A 20,017-nucleotide genomic window follows, 5' to 3' on the forward strand; every position below is an offset into this window, starting at 1 on the left:
ACCAGGTGCTGGTGGGTGACTGGGACGGTGACGGGCGGGACACCTTCGCGGTGCGCCGCGGGGCGTCCTACCACGTGTCCAACGCGCTGCGCGGTGGGCAGGCCGATGTGGTCTTCGCCTACGGGCGGGGTGAGGACATCACCCACGCCGGTGACTGGGACGGTGATGGCCGTGACACCCTGATGGTGCAGCGGGGCCGCACGTTCCACGTGGCCAACTCCCTGCGGGGTGGCCAGGCCGACCACGTGGTCACCTTCGGTCGCCTCGGGGACGAGGTGCTGGTGGGTGACTGGGACGGCAACGGCACCGACACCCTGGGGGTGCGCCGCCCCGCCGGCGGCACCACCACCACCGCCGCAACGGCGGTGGCGGGGGGCAAGGACATGGGCCGGCTGACCAAGACCAGCTGACCCAGCCCACACCACCCGGACAAGGGGCCCGCAGCCACCCGGCTGCGGGCCCCCTTGCCCTTTCCGCGGTCGAGCCGGGAGGGGCGGCACGGCACCGGACCGCGGCGGTATCTTGCGGATGTGGCAGCGGTGACCGTCAACGCGGACGTCGGCGAGTCCCTCGGCCCGGTCGCCTTCGGCACCGAGCCGGCGTTCATGGACGACGTCGACTGGGTCAACGTGGCGTGCATGTGGCACATCGACGCCCCCGCCGTCATGGACCGCGTCGTCGCGGAGGCCGTCCGGCGCGGGCTCGCGGTCGGGGCTCACCCGGGCCTGCCCGTCGTCGGTGCCACCCGACGCCTGCCGCGTGCGACGGCGGACGACGTCGCCGACCTCCTGCTGTACCAGGTCGGTGCCCTGGAGGCCTTCCTCCGGCTCCACGGGGCGACGCTGCACCACATCAAGCCCCATGGTGCGCTCTACGGCGTCCTCGCCTGGGAGGAGGAGCTCATGCGCGGGGCCGCCCGGGTGGCTGCCCTGTACGGCGTGCCCTTCGTGGGCATGGCGGGCACGGCGCACGAGGCGGTGTGCCGGGAGATGGGGGTGCCGTTCGTCGCCGAGCTCTACGTCGAGCTGGACTACCGCGCCGACGGCACCGTGATCCTCCAGCGGCGTCCGCTCCCCCGGGAGCCGGCCGACGTCGAGGCGCGCCTCCGTGCCGCCCTCACCGGCCAGGGGATCGAGGCCGTCGACGGCACGCGGCTCCAGGTGCGCTTCGACAGCATCGGCATCCACGCCGACATCGGGGGAGCCACCGCGGTGGCCCGGACGGTGCGCCGGATCCTCGACGCGCACGGCGTCTCCGCCCCCCGTCCACCGTCCTGAGGTCCCAGCACCCCCCGGCGCCCCGAGGCCCCGGCCCCACCCGTCGGGGTTCCCCGCGTCGCCTGCCGTCCTGGGGACTGCTGCTCAGGGAGGGGATCACCCCGCTCGGGGACGGCGGCCGCGCTGCTCTGGAGAGGGAGGGCGCCGGGGCGGGCGCGCTGGTGCAAGCGCCCGGTCAGGCGGTGTCCGCACCCACGGCCCGGTCATCGGCCACGTGCGGCGTGACCCAGTCGTGTACCTCCTGCCACACCGCACCGAGCCCGAGCGCTGCGGCCGCGGCGACGGCAGCGCAGCCCACGAGGAAGAGGACCAGCAGGAGCACCGGGTGTCGCGTCGCCGGCCGTGCCGCCGCCACCGGGACCATCACACCCTCCCCTCCGCCAGCACCCCGCGGAGCACCGGCCGGGCCGCCGCGACACCCAGGCGCACCAGCACCACGCCCAGGACCACGCTCCCGGCGATCACCAGCACGCTGACCGGGGCGAGCACCACCGCCAGGCCCGCGAGCGGGAGGACGAGCATCCCGGAGAGCAGCACCGAGCCCGCCGTGACGACGAGCATCGGGACCATGACCGTGCGCCGCTGGGCGGCGACCATCGTCTGCGCCGGCATCCCGAGCCGGTCGAGGCTGCGGTAGAGCTCGGCGCGGTCGAGCACCTCCGCCGCCTGGGTCACCCCCGCGGACGCCGCGACCATGAGGAAGGTCGCGACCACGGTGATGAGCACGCCGGTGCGGATGTCCGCCGCGAGGAACCGTTCCGGCCCGCTCACCGCCTGCTCGTCCGACGCCATCAGCGCGGCCCCCGAGCCCGCGACGACGGCGATGAAGGAGGCCATGACCACACCGCTGATCTGCCGCCAGACCGCCTTCGGGGACTGGGCCATGCTCCGCGCGGCGAGCAGCCGGTCGGGGCGGTCGGCACGCCGGTGCAGCACCCGGGCGAGTACCGCCACCACCCACGGCCCGAGGAGGTTGAGCACCGCCAGGCCAATCCCGAAGGCCCCGAGGACGACGGCCACCGCCACGGCGGCGCTGGTGTAGCCGAGCTGCATCGCACCGACGATGACCACGACGACCACCCCGCCCACCACGGCGCGGACCCACCCGGCGCGCGGAGCGTCCTGACGCCGTCGGACCCCCAGCGGCGAGATGCTCACCTGACGCAGCCCGACGACGGCGCTGACGACCGCGAGCAGGACGACCGCGGCCACGACGCACGCCACCACCCACGGCGCGAGCCAGAACGCCGCACCGATCGGCTCACCACGGAAGGGGATGAGGCTGACGAGCGGTCCGACGAGCAGGTAGCAGCCCACCCCGGCCAGCGCACCGGTCAGGGCCACCGCCGCGGCCTCGAGCACGGTCATCCGGGCCACGGTCGCCGTCGTCGCCCCGAGCAGCCGCAGCGTGGCGAGCCGGTCGTCCCGGCGCCGGGCCGAGAGCCGCGCAGCCGCGCCGCCGAGGGCGACGAGCGGCACGACGAGGAGGACGACGGCGAAGGCGGCGAGGAGCTGGTAGAGGCCGGCGAGCTCGTCGTCCCACCGGAGGAACGACAGCGCCCCGGCGAGCACGACGAGGAGCAGCGTCGTCGTCGCGGCGAAGGCGACGACGGGCAGGAGCAGCACCGCCGAGCGGAAACTGCCGCGGCGGGCGAGCACCACGCTCGTGCGCAGCGCCACCCAGCCCCGCCCGCCACGCGGCGGTGGGGGAGGGCCGGCCAGGTCGGTCGCCGTGGGGTGTGCGGTCGTGCTCATGACCGCCGCCCCAGCGTGTCGTCGACGACACGCCCGTCGCGCAGCCGTACGACCCGCGCGCACTGGGCGGCGACGTCGTCGTCGTGGGTGACGACGACGAGCGTGCGGCCACCGGCCGTCGTCGCGTGCAGGAGTGCCTGCATGACGTCGCGGGAGGTGCCGTGGTCCAGCGCGCCGGTGGGCTCGTCGGCGAAGACGACCTCGGCGCCGGTGACCTGGGCCCGGGCGATCGCCACCCGCTGCGCCTGGCCGCCGGAGAGCTGACCGATGCGGCGCTGCTCCATCCCCGCCAGCCCCAGGTGCTGCAGCCACAGCGCCGCGTGGTGCTCGGCCTCGCGGCGTGCGACCCCGCGGAGCATGAGCGCCATCGCGACGTTCTCCACGGCGGTCAGCTCGGGGATGAGCAGGCCCTCCTGGAACACGAAGCCGAGCTGCTCACGGCGCAGCCGCGACCGCTGGGAGTCGGACAGGGCGCTGACCTCGACCCGGCCCCGGCTCGTGGTCAGCACGACGGTGCCGCTGCTCGGCCGGACGATCCCGGCGAGGCAGTGGAGCAGCGTCGTCTTCCCGGAGCCGGAGGCGCCCATGACGGCGACCGACTGGCCGGGGAAGAGGTCGAGGTCCACCCCGGCCAGCGCCGTCGTCATCCCGTAGGTCTTGGTCAGGCCACGGGTGCTCAGCACGGGGACGGCCGTGGGGACGGGTGGTGGGTGCACGGTGTGGGCTGTCATGGTCCCAGCGTCGCGGCGGGCGAGGTCCGGCCGCGTCGGGTGGGAAGGTGATCCCCCATCGGCGCCGTCCGCTCACGGGTGGAGCGCCGCGTCCGCCCGGGGTCGCACGTCGGCGTGCACCCCGCTCCACCCCGGCCCATGCTGGAGGTCCCCCAGCCAGGAGGCGTCACCATGCCCGCGAAGCGCGACCCCGGACCGAGCGTCAAGGACAAGGAGCTCTACGAGGAGCTCCGGGAGGAGGGCAGCTCGAAGGAGAAGGCGGCGCGCATCGCCAACGCGGCGGCCAACGCCTCCCGCAGCTCGGTGGGCACGAAGGGTGGGAAGTCGGGCTCCTACGAGGACTGGACGGTCGAGGAGCTGCGCAAGCGCGCCCGGGAGATCGGCATCGAGGGGCGGTCGTCGATGAACAAGAGCGAGCTGGTGGAGGCCCTGCGCAACCACTGACCCGCTCCGGCGGGTGGCCGGTGGGAGACGTCACGGCATCCCCTATAGATGCATGCTGCATGTAAGTGTTAGCGTCGGGGACCGTGACCCGCGACCCGGCCGACGCCCTCGAAGGCCTCATCGACGCCCTGGCCGACCTCACCCGTCGGCACCGCAACCTCACCGTCCGGGTCGCCCGGGAGTCCGGGCTGCCCGCCGCCCAGGTCGCGGTGCTCGCCTCCGTCGCCCGGCTGGGCGAGCCGCGCATCGCCGAGCTCGCCGAGGACCTCCACGTCGACCCCTCGGTGATCAGCCGTCACGTCAGCCCGCTCGAGCAGGACGGCCGCGTCGAGCGCCGCCAGGACCCGGCCGACGCGCGCGCCGCCCTCATCCGACTCACCCCGCGCGGTGAGGAGGCCCTCGCCACCGTCCGCGACCTGCGCCGCCGCCACCTCGAGGCGGTCCTCGCGGACTGGCCCGACGACGACGTCGCCGGCCTCACCGACGTCCTGGGCACCGTCGTGCGCCTGCTCGACGCCGCCCAGGAGGTGGGCCGCTGATGCTGCGCCCCGACCGCTCCGCCGGCCGCTTCGGCCGCGCCCGCCGCACCCCCGCCGAGGCGGCCAAGCACCGCGAGGTCATGCGGGTCTTCACCGGTCTCCTCCTCGCGCTCTTCGTCGCCATGCTGTCCGGCACGATCGTCGGCAACGCGCTGCCGGTGATCATCGCCGACCTCGGCGGCTCGCAGCTGCAGTACATGTGGATCGTCACCGCGGCGCTCCTCGCCTCCACCGCGAGCACACCGATCTTCGGCAAGCTCGCCGACCTGTTCGACAAGAAGACGCTGCTGCTCCTGGCGATCGGCCTGTTCAGCGTCGGCTCCCTGCTCGCCGGGCTTGCACAGAGCCCGAACTCGCTCATCGTCTACCGCGCCGTCCAGGGCGTGGGGATGGGGGCGCAGATGGCCCTCGTCCAGACCACGATCGCCTCGATCATCTCCCCGCGCGAGCGCGGCCGGTACAACGGCTACATGGGCGCGGTCATGGCCGTGGCCACGGTCTCCGGCCCGCTCATCGGTGGCCTCATCGTCGACACCCCGTGGCTCGGCTGGCGCTGGTGCTACTGGAGCGCCGTGCCCTTCTCGGTGCTCGCGATCTGGGTCCTCCACCGCCGGCTCGTCGTCCCGCCGAGCACCCGGCGCCGGCCGCGGATCGACTACGCCGGCTCGACGCTCATCGTCCTGTCCGTCACCCTGCTCCTCCTGTGGCTGTCCTTCGCCGGCACCTTCTTCCCCTGGGCCTCCTGGCAGACCGCGGTCATGGTCGGCGGCGCGGTCCTCGGCACGGTGGCCTTCGTCCTCGTCGAGCTGCGCGCCGCCGAGCCCGTCGTCCCGATGTGGATCCTCACCGAGCGCACGACGGCGCTGAGCATCGTGGCGAGCTTCGCCGTCGGGATCATCATGTTCGCCGCCCCGGTGTTCCTCGGGCAGTACTTCCAGATCGGCCGCGGCCACGGCCCGGCGGCCTCCGGCCTGCTCATGGGGCCGATGATGCTCGGCGTCTTCCTCGCCTCGACCATCGCCGGCCGCCTCGTCAGCCGGCGCGGGCGGTGGAAGCGCTACGTCGTCGTCGGGCTCAGCGTCCAGGCCGTCGGTGTCCTTCTCATGGCGACCGTCGGCGCGACGACCCCGCTGTGGCTCGTCTGCCTCTACCTCAGCCTCGTCGGGGTGGGGCAGGGCGCCTCGATGCAGAACCTCGTCCTGGCGGTGCAGAACACGGTGCCGCTGAAGGACATGGGTGCGGCGAGCGCCGCCGTGGCCTTCTTCCGCTCCCTGGGCGGGGCCATCGGGGTCCAGGTGCTGGGCGCGCTCCTCACCGCCCACATCGCCTCGCTCGTCGGCAGCCGGCTCACCGCGGCCGGCTTCCCACCCGGTGCCGTCTCGGGCACCGACGACCTCGACCTCGCCGCCCTGCCCGACGACGTCGAGCGCATCGTCCGCAGCGCCTACGGCGACGGGATGGCACTCATCTTCCTCGTCATGGCGGTGCTCGCCGTCGTCGCCCTGGTGGCCGCGACGGCGATGCGCGGGTCGCTGCTGCGCGACACCGTCGACCTGGAGGTCAGGCGGGCGGTGGACGAGGCGAGTCGTCCCGAGCCCGCCACCGGTGACGACGACGCGGCCGACCAGGACGAGCCCGGCCCTACGGTCAGGTGAGGGCCGGCAAGCGCTCCAGCGCCCACCCGACCGCCGCCCGCTCGTAGGTCTCCCGCGCCGGCCGCGGTGACAGGGCGAGGTCGTGGACCCCGCCCGGCACCCGGACGACGGTGACGTCCGTGCCCAGGAGCGCGGCCCGCTGGACCATGTGCCGCACATCGAGCACGCAGTCCGCCGACCGCAGCTCCTCGGCCGTGGGCGCGGACGGGGACGCCGAGCGGGTGGAGCAGCACACCAGCACCGGCTCGCGGATGTCGAGGCCGCGTGCCAGGCGCGCCTGCTCCCGCCGCACCGCGGCGAAGGTCCCGGCACGTACGGGAAAACCCGCGAAGGGTTTCCAGGTGAGGTCGTAGTCCCACTCCCCGCCGGTGGAGATGTGCAGGGAGCGCCCGTAGGGCTCCTGCAGCCGACCGACGACGACGCTCGGCAGCCACCGTGCCAGCAGGCCGACGAGCGGGGTGAGCAGCACCCGCTCCACCCACGGCCCGTTGTGGTCGAACCACGGGCTGTTGAGGACGACGGCGTCGACCTCGCCCGGGTGGCGGTCGGCCCAGCTCGCCGCGACGAGCCCGCCGGTGGAGTGACCGAGGAGGACGACCTGGTCGTGCCCGTCCGCCCGCACGGCGGCCAGCGCCACACCGATCTCCTCGTCGTGGTGGCGCAGGTCGCGCACGTCGCCCGGCCGCGTCCGCGGACCGATCGCCCGGCCGCTCGTGCGCAGGTCGAGGGCGTAGAAGTCGAAGCCGGCCGCGACCCACCGCTCGGCGTGCGCCGTCTGGAAGAAGTAGTCGGTGAAGCCGTGGAGGTAGAGCACCGCGCGCCGGTGCTCCGCCGCCCGGTGGACGAGCACCGCCTCCGCGGCGCCGTCGTAGTCGGGCGAGGGGCGCAGCCGGATGCGGCGCTGCACCCACGGCTCGCCGAGGACGTCGGGTCGGGGCGGGCTCAGCCGCGCGAGGGAGGCGGGCATGGACGCATCATCCCAGGGGACGATGGTCCGGCGGGGCGGGACGCTGGGAGCATCGAACCCATGCGACCACCTCGGGGGAAGTCGTCCGTCGCCGCCGCCGCGCTCGCCGGGGCCCTGCTGCTCGGGGCCGCCGCGTGCAGCGCCGAGGAGCCCGACGGAGAGGGGACGCCCGCGCCGACGGGCACGGCACCGGTGCCGGGGGAGACCGGCGGGACGGTGGAGCTCGCGCCCGGGGTGACCGTGCCCGAGACCCGCGCCGGGCGGGCGACCAGCTGGGTGCTGGAGCAGCTCGCCGCGGCCGAGGGCCCCGCCGCGGAGGAGGCCGCGGAGCGTTTCGCCCAGGTGTTCCTCGACGAGGTCCCGGCCGACCAGGTCGCCACCGTCTTCGCCCAGGTGCGCGCCGCCGGGCCGTTCGTCGTCGAGGGCTACGCCGGCACCGAGGACGCCGCCCAGCTGCCGCTCACGGGACCCGAGGACCGGTTCCTGCTCCATGTCGGCACCGACGCCGAGGGCCGGATGAACCTGCTCTTCTTCGCTGCGGCCCCACCGGTCCCGCAGATCACGTCGCTCGACGACGTCGAGTCCGCCGTCGCCGACCTCGGCATCGAGAGCTCGCTGCTCGTCGCCGACGGCCGGACGTGCGAGCCGGTCCGTGCACGGGAGGCGGACGTCGCCCGGCCGGTCGGCTCGATCGTCAAGCTCTACGTCCTCGACGCCGTCCGGCACGCCGTCGCCGCCGGGGACCTGGGCTGGGACGACACCGTCACCGTCACCGACGACCTGCGCTCGCTGCCCACGGGCCGGCTCCAGGACGAGCCCGCCGGCCACGAGGTGAGCGTCCGCGAGGCGGCCGAGCTCATGATCGCCATCTCCGACAACACCGCGACCGACCTCCTGGTCGACGTCGTCGGCCGGGACGCCGTGGAGGAGGCAGTGGTGCGGCTGGGCCACCACGACCCCGCGCTGCTCACCCCGCTGCCCACCACCCGGGAGATCTTCCAGCTCGCCTTCACCGACGCCGCGCTGCGGGAGCGGTGGTCCGTGGCCGACGCCGGGGAGCGTGCCGCGATCCTCGACGGGCTGCCTGGCGGTCCCGTCGACGTCGACCCGGCGCTCACGCAGGACGTCGTCTGGCCGCTGGACGTGGACTGGTTCGCCACCGCCATGGACGTCTGCCGCGCCCACGCAGGGCTGCGAGAGGGGGAGGAGGCCGAGGCCGTCGCGGAGATCCTCGCACTCAACCCGGGGCTCGAGGTCCCCGCGGGGTGGGCGTACGTCGGCTTCAAGGGCGGCAGCATGCTCGGGGAGATGGCAGGCTCGTGGTACCTGGAGGACGAGGCCGGGCAGGCCTACGTCGTCGTCGTGCAGCTCGCGGCGACCGACCCCGCCGCGGTCCCGGACGCGGGCTGGATGTCCGGTGTCGTCGGCCAGGCCGTGGAGGTGCTCGGCGAGGAGGCGTGAGATGCAACGCTGCTACGTGACCGTCAGCGGCAGGGTGCAGGGGGTGGGGATGCGCTGGGCGTGCGCCACCCAGGCCGAGCGCGCCGGTGTCGCCGGCTGGGTCCGCAACCTGTCCGACGGCCGGGTCGAGGTGGTCCTCGAGGGGGAGGACGACGCGGTGGCTCAGGTGCTGAGCTGGCTGCACACCGGCCCACCGGGGGCGCGGGTCGACGACGTCACCGTCCGCACCGAGGAGCCGGTGGGGGAGCAGGGCTTCCGGATCCGCTGAGCCCGCCCGGCTCAGCGCCGTTCGGCGATGACCGTCACGGCGTACGGCACACCGCTGCGGCTGCGCGCGAAGCCGTGGCCGACGTGGGTGTAGCGCCTGTCGACCATCCACGGGTAGTGGTTCGGCGAGTTGACCCACCAGGTGTGCATCCACCGCAGCGTGCTGTCCAGCGGGGTGCGTGCGGCACCGGTGTTGCGCACGATGAGCTCGCTGCACCCGCCCCAGGTTCCGGTGGAGTAGGTGCGGCAGCCGACCTGCTGCGCCATCCGCGGGTTGTGTGCCGCCGTCATCTGCGCCGGCTGCCAGGTCGCCAGGTACTCCGCCCACCCCTGGGCGACGCCCTGGAGGTGGCTGCTCTGCTGCACCGGAGCGCGACCGGCGGACTGCCGCAGCCCGTTGAGCAGCGAGAGGAGGGTGCTGCGCGCGGTGGTCGCCTCGTCCGGGCGTGGGGGCGCGGGGGTCTGCGTGGGCTCCGGGCTCGGCTCCGGGGTGGGGGTCGGCTCGGGGCTGGGGGAGGGGGGCGGCGTCGGGGACGGCTCGGGCTCCGGCGTACGGGTGGGCTGCGGGCTCGGCTCGGGCTCCGGCGCGCGGGTCGGCTGCGGGCTCGGCTCGGGGGACGTCGCGGGCTCGGGGGTCCGGCTCGGTTCGGGGGACGGTGCCGGTGACGGGATGTCCTCCGGCTGCGACGTGGTCTCGTCGGTCGGCTCGGCCGTCGGCTCGACCGGCGGCTCCGGCTCCTCCGAGGGCTCGGGCTCCGGGGTCGGCTCCGGTGCGGGCTCGGGGGGCTCGGTCCCCGCGGGTTCCCCGGCGGGCGGTCCGGCGGACTCCTCCGGCTCCTGCTCCGGTTCCGCGGCCGGCTCCTCGAGGGTTGCCGCTGGGGCCGGGACGAGGGCTCGGGCAGGGGTGCGGTGCGCGTCGCCGGCGCTCGCGGCGCCGCGGAGCGGGGCCTCGGGCACCGTCTTCTCCGGCTCCGCGGGCGGCTCGGGGGCGTCGGGGCCCGCGAAGGTGTCCACTGCCGTCTTGGCCGGGGGCGCGGCGGCCGGTGCGGTGTCCGTGACCGTCGACTTCACCAGCTCGAGCGGGGCATTGCGCTCCTGGGACCGGTCGGCCCGGGCGTCGGAGAGGTGGGCGGGGATGCCGCTCGCCTCGAGGGGCAGGAGCATCCAGCCCGGGACGGTCGGTGCGGCCGTCACGGTGCCGGCCAACACGGTCAGGGTGAGCGCGAAGGACACGGCGACGCCGCACAGGCGTCGTGCGACTCGACGGAGGCGGGAGGTACCCGCCCGATCACCACCAGACACGCAAGGCAGGTTAGCCAGCAGGAACCTCTTCTGTCACATCAGCAACACTCGCAACATACGTAACAGGGGCTCTGCCAGGCGTCCGGGTACCAGGGGTCACTGGCCGGTCGGCCGGCACACCCACCGGACGACGAAGCGGGCCCTCCCGGGGCGGAGAGGGCCCGCTTCCTGCCCACGCGACAGGGCGACGATCAGTCGACGACGCCGTAGAGGCGGTCCCCGGCGTCCCCCAGTCCCGGAACGATGTAGGCGTCCTCGTTGAGGCGCTCGTCGACGGCGGCGGTGACGATCTTCACCTCGCCGCGCGCACCGATGGTCTGCTCGACGGTGCGCATCCCCTCCGGTGCCACGAGCAGGCAGATCGCCGTCACGTCCCGGGCCCCGCGCTCGAGCAGGTACTCGATGGCCGCGACCAGCGTGTTCCCGGTGGCGAGCATCGGGTCGAGCACGAAGACCTGGCGGCCGCTGATGTCGTCCGGCAGCCGGTTGGCGTAGGTGATCGCCTCCAGCGTGCGCTCGTCGCGCTGCATCCCGAGGAACCCCACCTCGGCGGTGGGCAGCAGCCGCGTCATCCCGGCGAGCATCCCGAGCCCGGCACGGAGGATGGGCACGACGAGCGGGCGCGGGGAGGCGAGGTGCGTACCGGTGGTGCGCGCCACCGGCGTCGTGATCTCCACCTGCTCGGTCCGCACTTCGCGGGTGGCCTCGTAGGCGAGGAGCGTGACGAGCTCGTCGACGAGCAGCCGGAATGTCGGCGACTCGGTGCGCTCGTCCCGCAGGACGGTCAGCTTGTGGGCGATGAGCGGGTGGTCCGCGACGTGCAGGCGCATGGGTAGAACGTACCGGTGACCCGGCGGCGACGTGCAGGATGGAGGCCATGGCCCCCTGGACCGTGGCGATGCACACCGCCCTCGAGCTCGCCGCCCACGCCCCGGCGGGTGGCGACATCCCCGTCGGTGCGCTGGTTCTCGACCCCGACGGGCGGGTGCTCGCCACGGCCCACAACCGGTGCGAGGTCGACGGCGACCCCACCGCCCACGCCGAGATGCTGGCGATCCGGGACGCTGCCGCGCGCCTCGGTGACCTCCGGCTCGTGGGCTGCACGCTCGTCGTCACGTTGGAGCCCTGCACCATGTGCGCCGGGGCGATCGTGCTGGCGCGGCTCGAGCGGCTCGTCCTGGGCGCCTGGGACCCGAAGGCGGGTGCGTGCGGGTCCGTGCGCGACGTCGTGCGCGACTCGCGACTCAACCACCGGGTGGAGGTCATCGGCGGGGTCGAGGCGGGCCGCTCCGCGCGCCTGCTGCGCACCTTCTTCGCCCAACGCCGGCTGAGGCGCCCCAGCGCCTCCCCGGCCTTCCCTCCTCCCCCCGACCCCTGACGATCCGATCGGTCGCAGCACGTCCCTTCGGAGACCGTGAACGGACGTTCTGCGACCGATCGGAGCCCGGGTGGTGGGCGGCGACGGTCGGGGACGGTGTGGTGGCGCCGGTGGCTACAGGACGTCGGCGAGGTAGGTGAGGGCCGTCGTCGTGCTCATCTCGACCTTGACGGTGGCCAGCTCGTCGCCGCGGGTGGGACCGCGGGTGATGATGACCACCGGCTTGCCGGACTTCGCGGCCTGGCGCACGAACCGCAGCCCGGACATCACCGCCAGGGAGGAACCGGCGACGAGCAGCGCGTCGGCTTCGTCGACGATGGAGCGGGCGTGCTCGACCCGTTCCCGGGGCGTCGAGCCACCGAAGAAGACGACGTCGGGCATGAGGATCCCGCCGCACCGAGGGCAGTCCGCGACCCGGAAGTCGGCGGTGCTCTCCAGTGCGGCGTCCGCGTCCGGCGCCACCTCGACGTCGTCGATGTGCCGTTCGCGCCAGCCCGGGTTGAGCCGGGTGAGCACCTCGTCCAGGTGCTCGCGGGACAGGACGTTCCCGCAGTCCCGGCACACGACGCGGTCGTACCTGCCGTGGAGGTGGACGACGTTGCGGGAGCCGGCCCTGAGGTGGAGCAGGTCGACGTTCTGGGTGATGACCCCGTTGACGATGCCCTCGTGCTCCATCCGGGCCAACGCCTCGTGCCCCGCGTTGGGGGCGACGTCGCGCAGGAAGCGCCACCCCAGGTGGTTGCGCGCCCAGTAGTGCCGCCGGTGCGCCTCGGTGGCGAGGAACTCCTGGTGGGTCATCGGCCGACGCGGCGGGGAGCCGGGGCTGCGGTAGTCGGGGACCCCGGAGTCGGTCGAGACGCCCGCCCCGGTGAGGACCGCCGTCGTCGCCCCGGACAGGACGTGGACCACCGGAGCCAGCGCCGCCGGGACGTCGGCAGGTTCCGGGCGCGCCTCGTGCGCGGGCGGGGCGACGATGAACGGGCGGGGCAGCTCCACACCGACGAGGTTAACGCTCGGCACTACTCGGCGAACTGCCCGATCTGCTCACGCAGCGAGTTCGCCATCCACGACAGGTTGGAGCCCTCGCCGGTGGCCGCCGCGATGACCCCGACCCGCTCGTCCATCTCGTCGATGAGCGCGGCGATCGCGTCGATGGCCCGGGCGGCGTCGGCGGCGGCCGCGATGGCGGCGTCCATCTGCCGACCGATGCTCGTGGCGGAGCGGGCGGTCTCGTCGGCGAGCGTGCGCACCTCGTGGGCGACGACGGCGAAGCCGCGCCCGGCGTCCCCGGCGCGGGCGGCCTCGATGGTCGCGTTGAGGGCGAGCATGCGGGTCTGGGCCGCGACCTTGCTGATGAGGGCGACGGCCTCCGAGGTCGCCGCCGAGGACTCCTCCAGCTGGCGCACCGTCTCCAGCGCGTCCTGGGCGCGGCTGACGGCGGTCGAGGTGGACGCCGCCAGGCCGGCGGTGGAGTCGGCCACCTCGGAGAGGTCGACGGTCACCTGGGCGGAGGCCTCGATGGCCGAGGACGCGAACTCGGTCCGCGCGGTCACCTGCTCCGCCAGCCGCTCGGCGTTCTCCTGCATCGACGCCCGGCCGGCGTCGATCCGGGCGGCCGCCTCGCGGAACGCCCCGGGCATCCCCTGGGTGAGGAAGCGGCGGTGGAAGCGACCCTCGGCGGCGGCCGCCAGCGCCGCCTGCGACTCGCGGACGAAGGCGTCGACGACGTCGAGGAGGCGGTTGACACTGCCGCGGAGCGACTCCAGCTCGGGGGTGTCGCCCAGGGGCGGGACGCGCACCTCGAGGTCGCCCTCCGCAGCGCGCGCGACGACCTCCGCGAACTCCTGCGCGACCGCGTACTGCTCGGCCGGCTGCCGCTGCGTCACCCCGGACTGCTCCCGACTCCGGCGGATCCTCATGCGGTGACCTCGGCGATCAGCTGCCATACGAACTCCTCATAGGTCTGTCCGCCGAGCGCCTCCTCCAGCGCCTGCCGGGACGCCACGGCGGCGTCCACCGCACGCTGGTGCCCGACCTCGGCGGCCCGCATCCGCGCATACAGCGGCTCGAGGCGCTCGATCGCGGCGCGTTCGGGGGAGCGGCGGTTGGAGTGGTAGCCGACGATCGCACCGCTCGCGTCACGCGACGGGGTGATGTGCGCGAGTACCCAATAGTTGGCGCCGTCCTTGGCCAGGTTGTTGAGGTAGGCGAAGATCTCGCCACCGTCCTGGATGGTCTCCCACACGAGGTGGAACAGGCCGCGCGGGGTCTCGGGGTGGCGGATGATGCTGTGGGGCCGGCCGAGGATCTCCTCCTCGGAGTACGCGGACACCCGGAGGAACACGTCGTTGGCGTAGGTGATGTGCCCCTTGAGGTCGGTCTTGGAGACGATGATCTCGTCCCTGCCGAAGGTCCGTTCCACGCCCTTGACTATCGGCAGCACGAGGGCCGTGTTGAGCGGTCGGGGGACGCGGTGAGGTGAGCGCCACAGGAGTGCCTGCCCCGGGGTGGTTGGGAGCGCCGGAGGGTGCCGTTACACTGGTCGGCGGTAGCGTGTCCGAGCGGCCGAAGGTGCGGCACTCGAAATGCCGTGTGGTGAAAGCCACCGTGGGTTCAAATCCCACCGCTACCGCTCGCGTCGGCCCGGGGCCCCACAGGGACCCCGGGCCGAGCCGTCTGCCGCGCGGTGCCCGGTGCAGCCAGGGCGCACCCGTACGGGCGAGCCGGGCCCGCGGGTCTCAGCGGGCGTAGCGCTGGACGAAGTTGGCCAGGATCTTCCCGACGTGGCTGACGTCCGCAGCGGAGACCTCGCGGCGGATCTGGTCGAACTCGCTCGGGTCGGCGTAGCCGGCGTGCCGGTAGATCTCCATCCGCTCCAGCAGCGTCTCGAGGGTGAGCTCGGGGTGGAACTGGGTGCCGTAGAGGTTGGTGCGCACCCGGAACATCTGCACCGGGCAGGCCTCGGACGTCGCCAGCAGGACGGCGCTCTCCGGCAGGTAGGTGCACGCCTCCTTGTGCCCCACGTACGCCTGGAAGCTGCGCGGCAGACCCGCCAGGACCGGGTCGGCGAGCCCCTCCTCCGTCAGCGTGATCACCGGTGCCCCGATCGGCTCGGCGTACGTCCCGTCGATGACGCCGCCGATGTGTCGGGCGAGGGTGCCGACCCCGTAGCAGGCGCCGAAGAACGGGAAGTCGCGCTCCCGCAGCACGTCGAGGAGACCACTGAGCTCGGCCTCGACCCGGCGCTGGGTGTCGCTCTTGTGGCTGTCGGGGATGGAGCTGGTGAAGGGGCTGCCACCGACGATGATGCCGGAGTAGTCGTCGAGGTCGAGGTCGGGCAGCGGCTCCGCCTCGAGCCGGATGCGGCGCAGCTCGTGCTCCTCCAGGCCGGCGAGCTCGAGGATGGAGGCGTACTCCGAGTCGGCCGCGACGTCCTCGGACCGGGTGGCGAGCAGCAGGAAGGGCTTCACGAGCGGCAGGGTATCCCCGAGGGTCACATGCCGCCGGAGCGGACGACGAGGAAGAGGAGGAGGATCCCGAGCCAGATCGCGGTCATGGCGTACCCCAGTGCCAAACCCGCGACAGCCAGCCCACGACCGCCCTGGTAGGAGCTCCGCAACCGCCGCACAGCGGCGTGGCCGAAGGCGATGGCGAGCAGACCGACTCCCGGCAGGAGGATCCCGACGATGCCGAGGACCATCGCGGTCACCGCAAGCCCGTCGTTGCGGTACGCGGGCGTGGTGTACCCGGCACCGCTGAGCACCTGCGCCCGGTGCCGCTCGGTGGTCTCGAAGGCGTGGGTGTAGGAGCCCGGCAGCGGCGTGCTCCCCGGCGGCGGAGCGGCGTACGGGTCGTGCCCCGGGGAAGGGTGCGGGGCCGGGCCGTAGGAACCCGGCGCGGTGGGGTCCGGTCCGGCAGGCGGGGTGGGTCCCGCGCCCCCTGAGGTCTCGCGCCCGGGGGCCCGCCACTGGTCGTCGCTCACCCGGTCAAGCATCCCATGAACGGCACCGACGACCGGGTCTCCACAGGCGGTAGTCTGCGCGCGACATCCACCCGCGGTGAAGGGGTTGACCATGGCGATCTGGACGGTGCACGGAGACGGAGTACGCGTCGGCCCCGGGGAGGTGGTGGCACCCCGCGAGCGGCTCAGCTGGCCCCGGACGATCGGGATCGGAGCCCAGCACGTCGTGGCGATGTTCGGGGCGACCTTCCTCGTCCCGCTCATCACCGGCTTCCCGCCCGCGACGACCCTGTTCTTCTCCGCGGTCGGCACGATCCTCTTCCTCCTCATCACCCGGAACCGGGTGCCGAGCTACCTCGGCTCGAGCTTCGCCTTCATCGCCCCGATCGGCGCGGCCACCCAGGTCGGTGGCATGTCCGCGGCGCTCGGTGGGGTGCTCGTCACCGGTGTGCTGCTCGCGCTGGTCGGCCTCGTCGTCCACGTGGCCGGCGCCCGGTGGATCGACGTCGTCATGCCCCCGGTGGTCACCGGCACCGTGGTCGCACTCATCGGCTTCAACCTCGCACCGGCCGCGTGGGGCAACGTCTCCGAGGCGCCCACGACGGCGCTGGTGACCATCGCCGTCGTCGTCCTCGTCACCGTCCTGTTCCGCGGCATCATCGGCCGGCTCGCGATCCTCGTCGGGGTGCTGGCCGGGTACGTCGTCGCCGTGCTGCGCGGCGAGGTCGACTTCACGGCGGTCCGCGAGGCGGCGCTGGTCGGGCTGCCGACATTCACCGCGCCGTCCTTCGACCTCACCCTCATGGGACTGTTCGTGCCGGTCGTCGTCGTGCTCGTCGCCGAGAACATCGGGCACGTGAAGTCGGTCGCGGCGATGACCGGGGAGAACCTCGACGACGTCACCGGCCGCGCCCTCCTCGCCGACGGCGTCGCCACCACGCTCGCCGGCGCCGGCGGCGGCTCCGGCACCACGACCTACGCCGAGAACATCGGCGTCATGGCAGCGACCCGGGTCTACTCGACGGCGGCGTACTTCGTGGCCGCCGGGGTCGCGCTGCTCCTCAGCCTCTCGCCGAAGTTCGGTGAGCTCATCGCCACCGTCCCGGCCGGCGTGCTCGGCGGTGCCGCGACCGTGCTGTACGGGATGATCGGCGTCCTCGGCGCGCGGATCTGGGTACAGAACAGGGTCGACTTCTCCGACCCGGTCAACCTCACGACGGCGGGTATCGCGCTCATCATCGGGATCGCCAACTACACCTGGGTCGCCGGCGACATGCGCTTCGAGGGCATCGCCCTCGGTACCGCGGCCGCGCTGGGCGTCTACCACCTCATGCGGGCGCTGTCCCGCTGGCGGGGGACCAGCGCCGAGCCGGCGAGCCCGGCGTCGGTGCCCGCGCCCGAGACGCTGACCGACCCGCGGGCCTGAGGCCGAGGCGGCCCGACCCGCGGGTCCCAGCCCGGCCGGGTCCGGGCTCCATGCGTGAGCCGTGCGCACGGCGACCCGCAGGTCCGAGCCCGGCTCAGTCTTCGGCGGCCTCCTCGTCGGCCGCCTCGTCGACGGGGTCGTCACTCGGCACGGTCACCGGGGTGCAGCCCGGCGGTGGGGCGAGCGGCTCCTCCGGGTCGACCGGGTTGGACTCGGGCTCCGGGATCTCGCTGAACGCGCCGCCGAGCACGACGTCGATCGTCGCGTCCTCGCGCCCGTCCAGGGTGACGGTCGAGCCGGGGATGAGCTGGGCGACCGTGTAGGCCGCCTGCAGGCCGCGCGCACCGCTGACGATGTTCGCCACGCCCTCGAAGCTGCCGCCGTAGTTCGCCTCCTGGGAGATGACGATGCCGTACTGCGCGAGCCCGCCGGCCGTCCGGGCGGCCAGCCCGCTCTGGTCGGTCGCGTTGTAGACGTTGGCGGTGATCTCCCCGAAGGGGGCCGGCAGCGCGTTGGCGGGCGGGCACGGCACGCTGGCCGATGCGGCGTCGGTCGGCTCGGGGGAGCTGAACGGCCGGGCGAAGGGGGAGGGGATCACCCGCCCCCACACGGCGGCGGACACGAGCAGGACAGCGAGCAGCGCGGTGATGAGGATCCCGAAGATCAGCGTCTGCCGTTGCTGCAGGCGGCGGCGACGCGCGGCGCGCCGCCGCTCGGCCTCGGCTAGGTCGGTCGTCACAGCCCAAAGGTAACGGCTGCGCCGCGACCCCCGTGCCACCGGCACGGCCGGCGGGCGACCAGGGCCGCGTCAGCGGCCGGTGACCACGCTGCCGTCGTCGGCGAGCTCCAGCACGCGGGCGTGGACGTGGAGGCGCTGCTGCAGAGCGGCCCGCAGCGCCCGGTGCAGCCCGTCCTCGAGGTAGAGGGTGCCGCGCCAGGAGACGACGTGGGCGAACAGGTCCCCGTAGAACGTTGAGTCCTCGGCGAGGAGGTGGCGCAGGTCGAGCTCGCGCTTGGTCGTCACGAGCTCGTCGAGCCGGACCTGCCGGGGTGGGACGGACGCCCAGTCGCGCGTGCTCTCCACCCCGTGGTCGGGGTACGGGCGGCCGTCGCCCACTGCCTTGAAGATCACGGGACGATGGTAGGGCGCTGCCCGCTCGACAGGACAATGTGCCCGGCAGGTCCGGCTCGGTCCGCGCGCTTCCCGGGGACGACGAAGGGCCCGCGACCACGTCCGGTCACGGGCCCTTCGTCCGGCGGAGGATGGGGGATTCGAACCCCCGAGGGCGTGAACCCAACACGCTTTCCAAGCGTGCGCCATAGGCCGCTAGGCGAATCCTCCGCCTCCGAGGGTACCCGAGGAAGTGGCGCCGATCGAACCGCATGTCGCCAGGTGTGCCCGACGCCTCAGTCCGGCGGACGGTTCGACGCCGCCGGTCGGTCCGTTAGACTGGGCGGCGACCCCTCGTGCGGCGTCACCCCACTGAACTCCCCCAGGGCCGGAAGGCAGCAAGGGCAGGTGGGCTCTGGCGGGTGCGCGAGGGGTCCTTGTATGTCCCGGGCCGCGTCCACAACAGGGCGCGGTGAGGTCGCGAGGACGCCTAGAGTTCTTCAGGTGAGCACCGCCCTGTACCGCCGCTACCGACCCGAGACCTTCGCGGACGTCATCGGCCAGGAGCACGTGACCGACCCGTTGCGGGCGGCCCTGCGCTCCGACCGCATCACTCACGCGTACCTGTTCTCCGGGCCGCGCGGGTGCGGGAAGACGACGTCGGCGCGCATCTTCGCCCGCTGTCTCAACTGCGTGGAGGGGCCCACCGACACCCCCTGCGGGACCTGCCCGAGCTGTGTGGAGCTGGCGCGCGACGGCGCCGGCTCCCTCGACGTCGTCGAGATGGACGCCGCCTCGCACGGCGGTGTCGACGACGCCCGGGAGCTGCGGGAGCGGGCCGCCTTCGCGCCCGCCCGCGACCGGTACAAGATCTTCATCATCGACGAGGCCCACATGGTGACGAACCAGGGCTTCAACGCGCTGCTCAAGCTCGTCGAGGAGCCGCCCGCGCACGTGAAGTTCGTCTTCGCGACGACGGAGCCGGAGAAGGTCATCGGGACGATCCGCTCCCGCACCCACCACTACCCGTTCCGCCTTGTCCCGCCGGAGCGGCTCCAGGCCTACCTCGAGGGGCTGTGCACGACCGAGGGGGTGGCGGTCGAGGAGGGCGTGCTGCCGCTCGTCGTCCGGGCCGGGGGCGGCTCGGTGCGCGACTCCCTGTCCGTGCTCGACCAGCTCATCGCGGGTGCGGAGGAGGGGCGGATCAGCTACGAGCGGGCGGTCACCCTGCTCGGCTACACGCACGCCACTCTGCTCGACGACGTCGTCGACGCCCTGGCGGCCCGCGACGGCGCCAGCCTGTTCCGGGTGGTGGACCGGGTCATCGACTCGGGGCACGACCCGCGTCGCTTCGCCGAGGACCTCCTCGAGCGGATCCGCGACCTCGTCGTCATCGCGGTCTCCGGGGAGCACGCGGCCACGGTGCTGCGCTCGCTCCCCAAGGACCAGTTCGAGCGGATGCGGGTCCAGTCCCAGCAGCTCGGACCGGCCGAGCTGTCCCGTGCCGGCGACCTCGTCAACGACGCCCTGACCGAGATGAGCGGCGCCACCTCCCCCCGGCTGCAGCTGGAGCTGCTGTGCGCCCGGCTCCTGCTGCCGCGCGCGGACGACGCCGCCCGCGGGTACGCTGCCCGGCTCGACCGCATCGAGCGGCACCTCGCCGGGGGCGGGCCGTCCGCCGCGGTCCGGCCGGCCGAGGCCGCCCCCGAGCAGCCGGCCCCCGCGCACTCCGCCCCGCAGACC

General features: G+C 73.8%; 22 protein-coding genes, 2 tRNA genes, 1 other RNA gene and 1 pseudogene. 12 read left to right on the forward strand and 14 right to left on the reverse strand.

Annotated elements, in window-relative coordinates:
* Both Q0195_RS05970 and Q0195_RS05975 read left to right on the forward strand, forming a co-directional pair.
* Nucleotides 1-410, forward strand: a pseudogene (locus tag Q0195_RS05970) (hypothetical protein); the annotation flags it as partial.
* Between the two features lie 120 nt (nucleotides 411-530).
* The gene (locus tag Q0195_RS05975) at nucleotides 531-1,277 is read left to right on the forward strand and encodes a LamB/YcsF family protein (RefSeq protein ID WP_299275877.1); all 747 of its coding nucleotides are present in this window, start codon (nucleotides 531-533) and stop codon (nucleotides 1,275-1,277) included.
* Between the two features lie 175 nt (nucleotides 1,278-1,452).
* Here Q0195_RS05975 and Q0195_RS05980 read toward each other — a convergent pair whose 3' ends face one another.
* From Q0195_RS05980 to Q0195_RS05990, 3 genes are read right to left on the reverse strand one after another with little or no spacing between them, the layout of a single operon-like run.
* A complete protein-coding gene (locus Q0195_RS05980) occupies nucleotides 1,453-1,641 on the reverse strand; it encodes a hypothetical protein (RefSeq protein WP_299275879.1) in 189 nt (62 codons plus the stop codon).
* On the reverse strand, nucleotides 1,641-3,032 hold the full coding sequence (locus tag Q0195_RS05985; protein ID WP_299275881.1) for an FtsX-like permease family protein: 1,392 nt from the start codon (nucleotides 3,030-3,032) through the stop codon (nucleotides 1,641-1,643). Before Q0195_RS05985 ends, Q0195_RS05980 begins: the two co-directional genes overlap by 1 nt.
* Nucleotides 3,029-3,763, reverse strand: coding sequence for an ABC transporter ATP-binding protein (locus tag Q0195_RS05990; RefSeq protein WP_299275883.1), 735 nt, complete (start codon nucleotides 3,761-3,763; stop codon nucleotides 3,029-3,031). Before Q0195_RS05990 ends, Q0195_RS05985 begins: the two co-directional genes overlap by 4 nt.
* A 171-nt stretch (nucleotides 3,764-3,934) precedes the next feature.
* Here Q0195_RS05990 and Q0195_RS05995 point away from each other — a divergent pair, with 171 nt between their 5' ends.
* The 3 genes from Q0195_RS05995 to Q0195_RS06005 all read left to right on the forward strand — a co-directional run bounded on the left by Q0195_RS05995 (nucleotide 3,935) and on the right by Q0195_RS06005 (nucleotide 6,401).
* Nucleotides 3,935-4,207 (forward strand): Rho termination factor N-terminal domain-containing protein, encoded by a 273-nt coding sequence (locus tag Q0195_RS05995; RefSeq protein WP_299275885.1) that lies wholly within the window; start codon nucleotides 3,935-3,937, stop codon nucleotides 4,205-4,207.
* Nucleotides 4,208-4,290: 83 nt separating this feature from the next.
* On the forward strand, nucleotides 4,291-4,746 hold the full coding sequence (locus Q0195_RS06000) for a MarR family winged helix-turn-helix transcriptional regulator (RefSeq protein ID WP_299275887.1): 456 nt from the start codon (nucleotides 4,291-4,293) through the stop codon (nucleotides 4,744-4,746).
* On the forward strand, nucleotides 4,746-6,401 hold the full coding sequence (locus Q0195_RS06005; protein WP_299275889.1) for an MDR family MFS transporter: 1,656 nt from the start codon (nucleotides 4,746-4,748) through the stop codon (nucleotides 6,399-6,401). Before Q0195_RS06000 ends, Q0195_RS06005 begins: the two co-directional genes overlap by 1 nt.
* Here Q0195_RS06005 and Q0195_RS06010 read toward each other — a convergent pair.
* Nucleotides 6,394-7,368 carry an alpha/beta hydrolase gene (locus Q0195_RS06010; protein ID WP_299275891.1) on the reverse strand — a complete coding sequence of 325 codons (975 nt, stop codon included), beginning with the start codon at nucleotides 7,366-7,368 and terminating at the stop codon, nucleotides 6,394-6,396. The genes Q0195_RS06005 and Q0195_RS06010 overlap by 8 nt on opposite strands.
* A gap of 60 nt (nucleotides 7,369-7,428) precedes the next feature.
* Between Q0195_RS06010 and Q0195_RS06015 the strand changes: the two genes are divergently transcribed.
* Nucleotides 7,429-8,829 (forward strand): serine hydrolase, encoded by a 1,401-nt coding sequence (locus tag Q0195_RS06015; RefSeq protein WP_299275894.1) that lies wholly within the window; start codon nucleotides 7,429-7,431, stop codon nucleotides 8,827-8,829.
* Between the two features lies 1 nt (nucleotide 8,830).
* Nucleotides 8,831-9,097, forward strand: a complete 267-nt coding sequence (locus tag Q0195_RS06020) for an acylphosphatase (protein WP_299275897.1) — start codon at nucleotides 8,831-8,833, stop codon at nucleotides 9,095-9,097.
* Nucleotides 9,098-9,108: 11 nt separating this feature from the next.
* On the opposite strand, the gene Q0195_RS06025 is transcribed toward Q0195_RS06020, so the two are convergent.
* Together Q0195_RS06025 and upp are read right to left on the reverse strand one after the other, a co-directional pair.
* Complete coding sequence (locus Q0195_RS06025; RefSeq protein WP_299275900.1) at nucleotides 9,109-10,302, reverse strand: CAP domain-containing protein; 1,194 nt, start codon at nucleotides 10,300-10,302, stop codon at nucleotides 9,109-9,111.
* Between the two features lie 287 nt (nucleotides 10,303-10,589).
* Nucleotides 10,590-11,228, reverse strand: coding sequence for a uracil phosphoribosyltransferase (gene upp / locus Q0195_RS06030; RefSeq protein ID WP_299275903.1), 639 nt, complete (start codon nucleotides 11,226-11,228; stop codon nucleotides 10,590-10,592).
* A 68-nt stretch (nucleotides 11,229-11,296) separates the two neighbouring features.
* Here upp and Q0195_RS06035 point away from each other — a divergent pair, with 68 nt between their 5' ends.
* On the forward strand, nucleotides 11,297-11,776 hold the full coding sequence (locus Q0195_RS06035; protein WP_299275928.1) for a nucleoside deaminase: 480 nt from the start codon (nucleotides 11,297-11,299) through the stop codon (nucleotides 11,774-11,776).
* Nucleotides 11,777-11,890: 114 nt separating this feature from the next.
* On the opposite strand, the gene Q0195_RS06040 is transcribed toward Q0195_RS06035, so the two are convergent.
* From Q0195_RS06040 to Q0195_RS06050, 3 genes are all read right to left on the reverse strand, one after another.
* A complete protein-coding gene (locus tag Q0195_RS06040) occupies nucleotides 11,891-12,694 on the reverse strand; it encodes an NAD-dependent protein deacetylase (protein WP_299275931.1) in 804 nt (267 codons plus the stop codon).
* A 101-nt stretch (nucleotides 12,695-12,795) separates the two neighbouring features.
* Nucleotides 12,796-13,695 carry a methyl-accepting chemotaxis protein gene (locus Q0195_RS06045; RefSeq protein WP_299275906.1) on the reverse strand — a complete coding sequence of 300 codons (900 nt, stop codon included), beginning with the start codon at nucleotides 13,693-13,695 and terminating at the stop codon, nucleotides 12,796-12,798.
* A complete protein-coding gene (locus tag Q0195_RS06050; RefSeq protein ID WP_299275909.1) occupies nucleotides 13,692-14,198 on the reverse strand; it encodes a PAS domain-containing protein in 507 nt (168 codons plus the stop codon). Before Q0195_RS06050 ends, Q0195_RS06045 begins: the two co-directional genes overlap by 4 nt.
* A gap of 125 nt (nucleotides 14,199-14,323) precedes the next feature.
* Between Q0195_RS06050 and Q0195_RS06055 the strand changes: the two genes are divergently transcribed.
* Nucleotides 14,324-14,408 (forward strand) — tRNA-Ser (locus tag Q0195_RS06055).
* A gap of 106 nt (nucleotides 14,409-14,514) precedes the next feature.
* Here Q0195_RS06055 and Q0195_RS06060 read toward each other — a convergent pair.
* Nucleotides 14,515-15,246, reverse strand: coding sequence for a glutamine amidotransferase (locus Q0195_RS06060; protein WP_299275912.1), 732 nt, complete (start codon nucleotides 15,244-15,246; stop codon nucleotides 14,515-14,517).
* A 23-nt stretch (nucleotides 15,247-15,269) separates the two neighbouring features.
* Complete coding sequence (locus Q0195_RS06065; RefSeq protein ID WP_299275915.1) at nucleotides 15,270-15,758, reverse strand: DUF4190 domain-containing protein; 489 nt, start codon at nucleotides 15,756-15,758, stop codon at nucleotides 15,270-15,272.
* Nucleotides 15,759-15,849: 91 nt separating this feature from the next.
* Between Q0195_RS06065 and Q0195_RS06070 the strand changes: the two genes are divergently transcribed.
* On the forward strand, nucleotides 15,850-17,163 hold the full coding sequence (locus tag Q0195_RS06070) for a solute carrier family 23 protein (protein ID WP_299275918.1): 1,314 nt from the start codon (nucleotides 15,850-15,852) through the stop codon (nucleotides 17,161-17,163).
* A 94-nt stretch (nucleotides 17,164-17,257) separates the two neighbouring features.
* Here the strand turns inward: Q0195_RS06070 and Q0195_RS06075 are convergent, their stop codons facing one another.
* From Q0195_RS06075 to Q0195_RS06085, 3 genes are all read right to left on the reverse strand, one after another.
* Nucleotides 17,258-17,902, reverse strand: a complete 645-nt coding sequence (locus tag Q0195_RS06075; protein WP_299275921.1) for a LytR C-terminal domain-containing protein — start codon at nucleotides 17,900-17,902, stop codon at nucleotides 17,258-17,260.
* A gap of 69 nt (nucleotides 17,903-17,971) precedes the next feature.
* A complete protein-coding gene (locus tag Q0195_RS06080) occupies nucleotides 17,972-18,295 on the reverse strand; it encodes a type II toxin-antitoxin system VapB family antitoxin (RefSeq protein WP_299275924.1) in 324 nt (107 codons plus the stop codon).
* A 125-nt stretch (nucleotides 18,296-18,420) separates the two neighbouring features.
* Nucleotides 18,421-18,505 (reverse strand) — tRNA-Ser (locus tag Q0195_RS06085).
* Between the two features lie 114 nt (nucleotides 18,506-18,619).
* On the opposite strand from Q0195_RS06085, the gene ffs reads away from it, so the two are divergent.
* Both ffs and Q0195_RS06095 read left to right on the forward strand, forming a co-directional pair.
* An RNA gene (gene ffs, locus Q0195_RS06090) (signal recognition particle sRNA small type) lies at nucleotides 18,620-18,716 on the forward strand.
* A gap of 62 nt (nucleotides 18,717-18,778) precedes the next feature.
* Nucleotides 18,779-20,017 (forward strand): DNA polymerase III subunit gamma and tau (locus tag Q0195_RS06095; RefSeq protein WP_299275927.1); only part of this gene is annotated, 1,239 nt, incomplete at its 3' end.

The sequence above is a fragment of the uncultured Georgenia sp. genome (assembly GCF_937958535.1).
In the GTDB taxonomy this organism is placed as follows: domain Bacteria; phylum Actinomycetota; class Actinomycetes; order Actinomycetales; family Actinomycetaceae; genus Oceanitalea.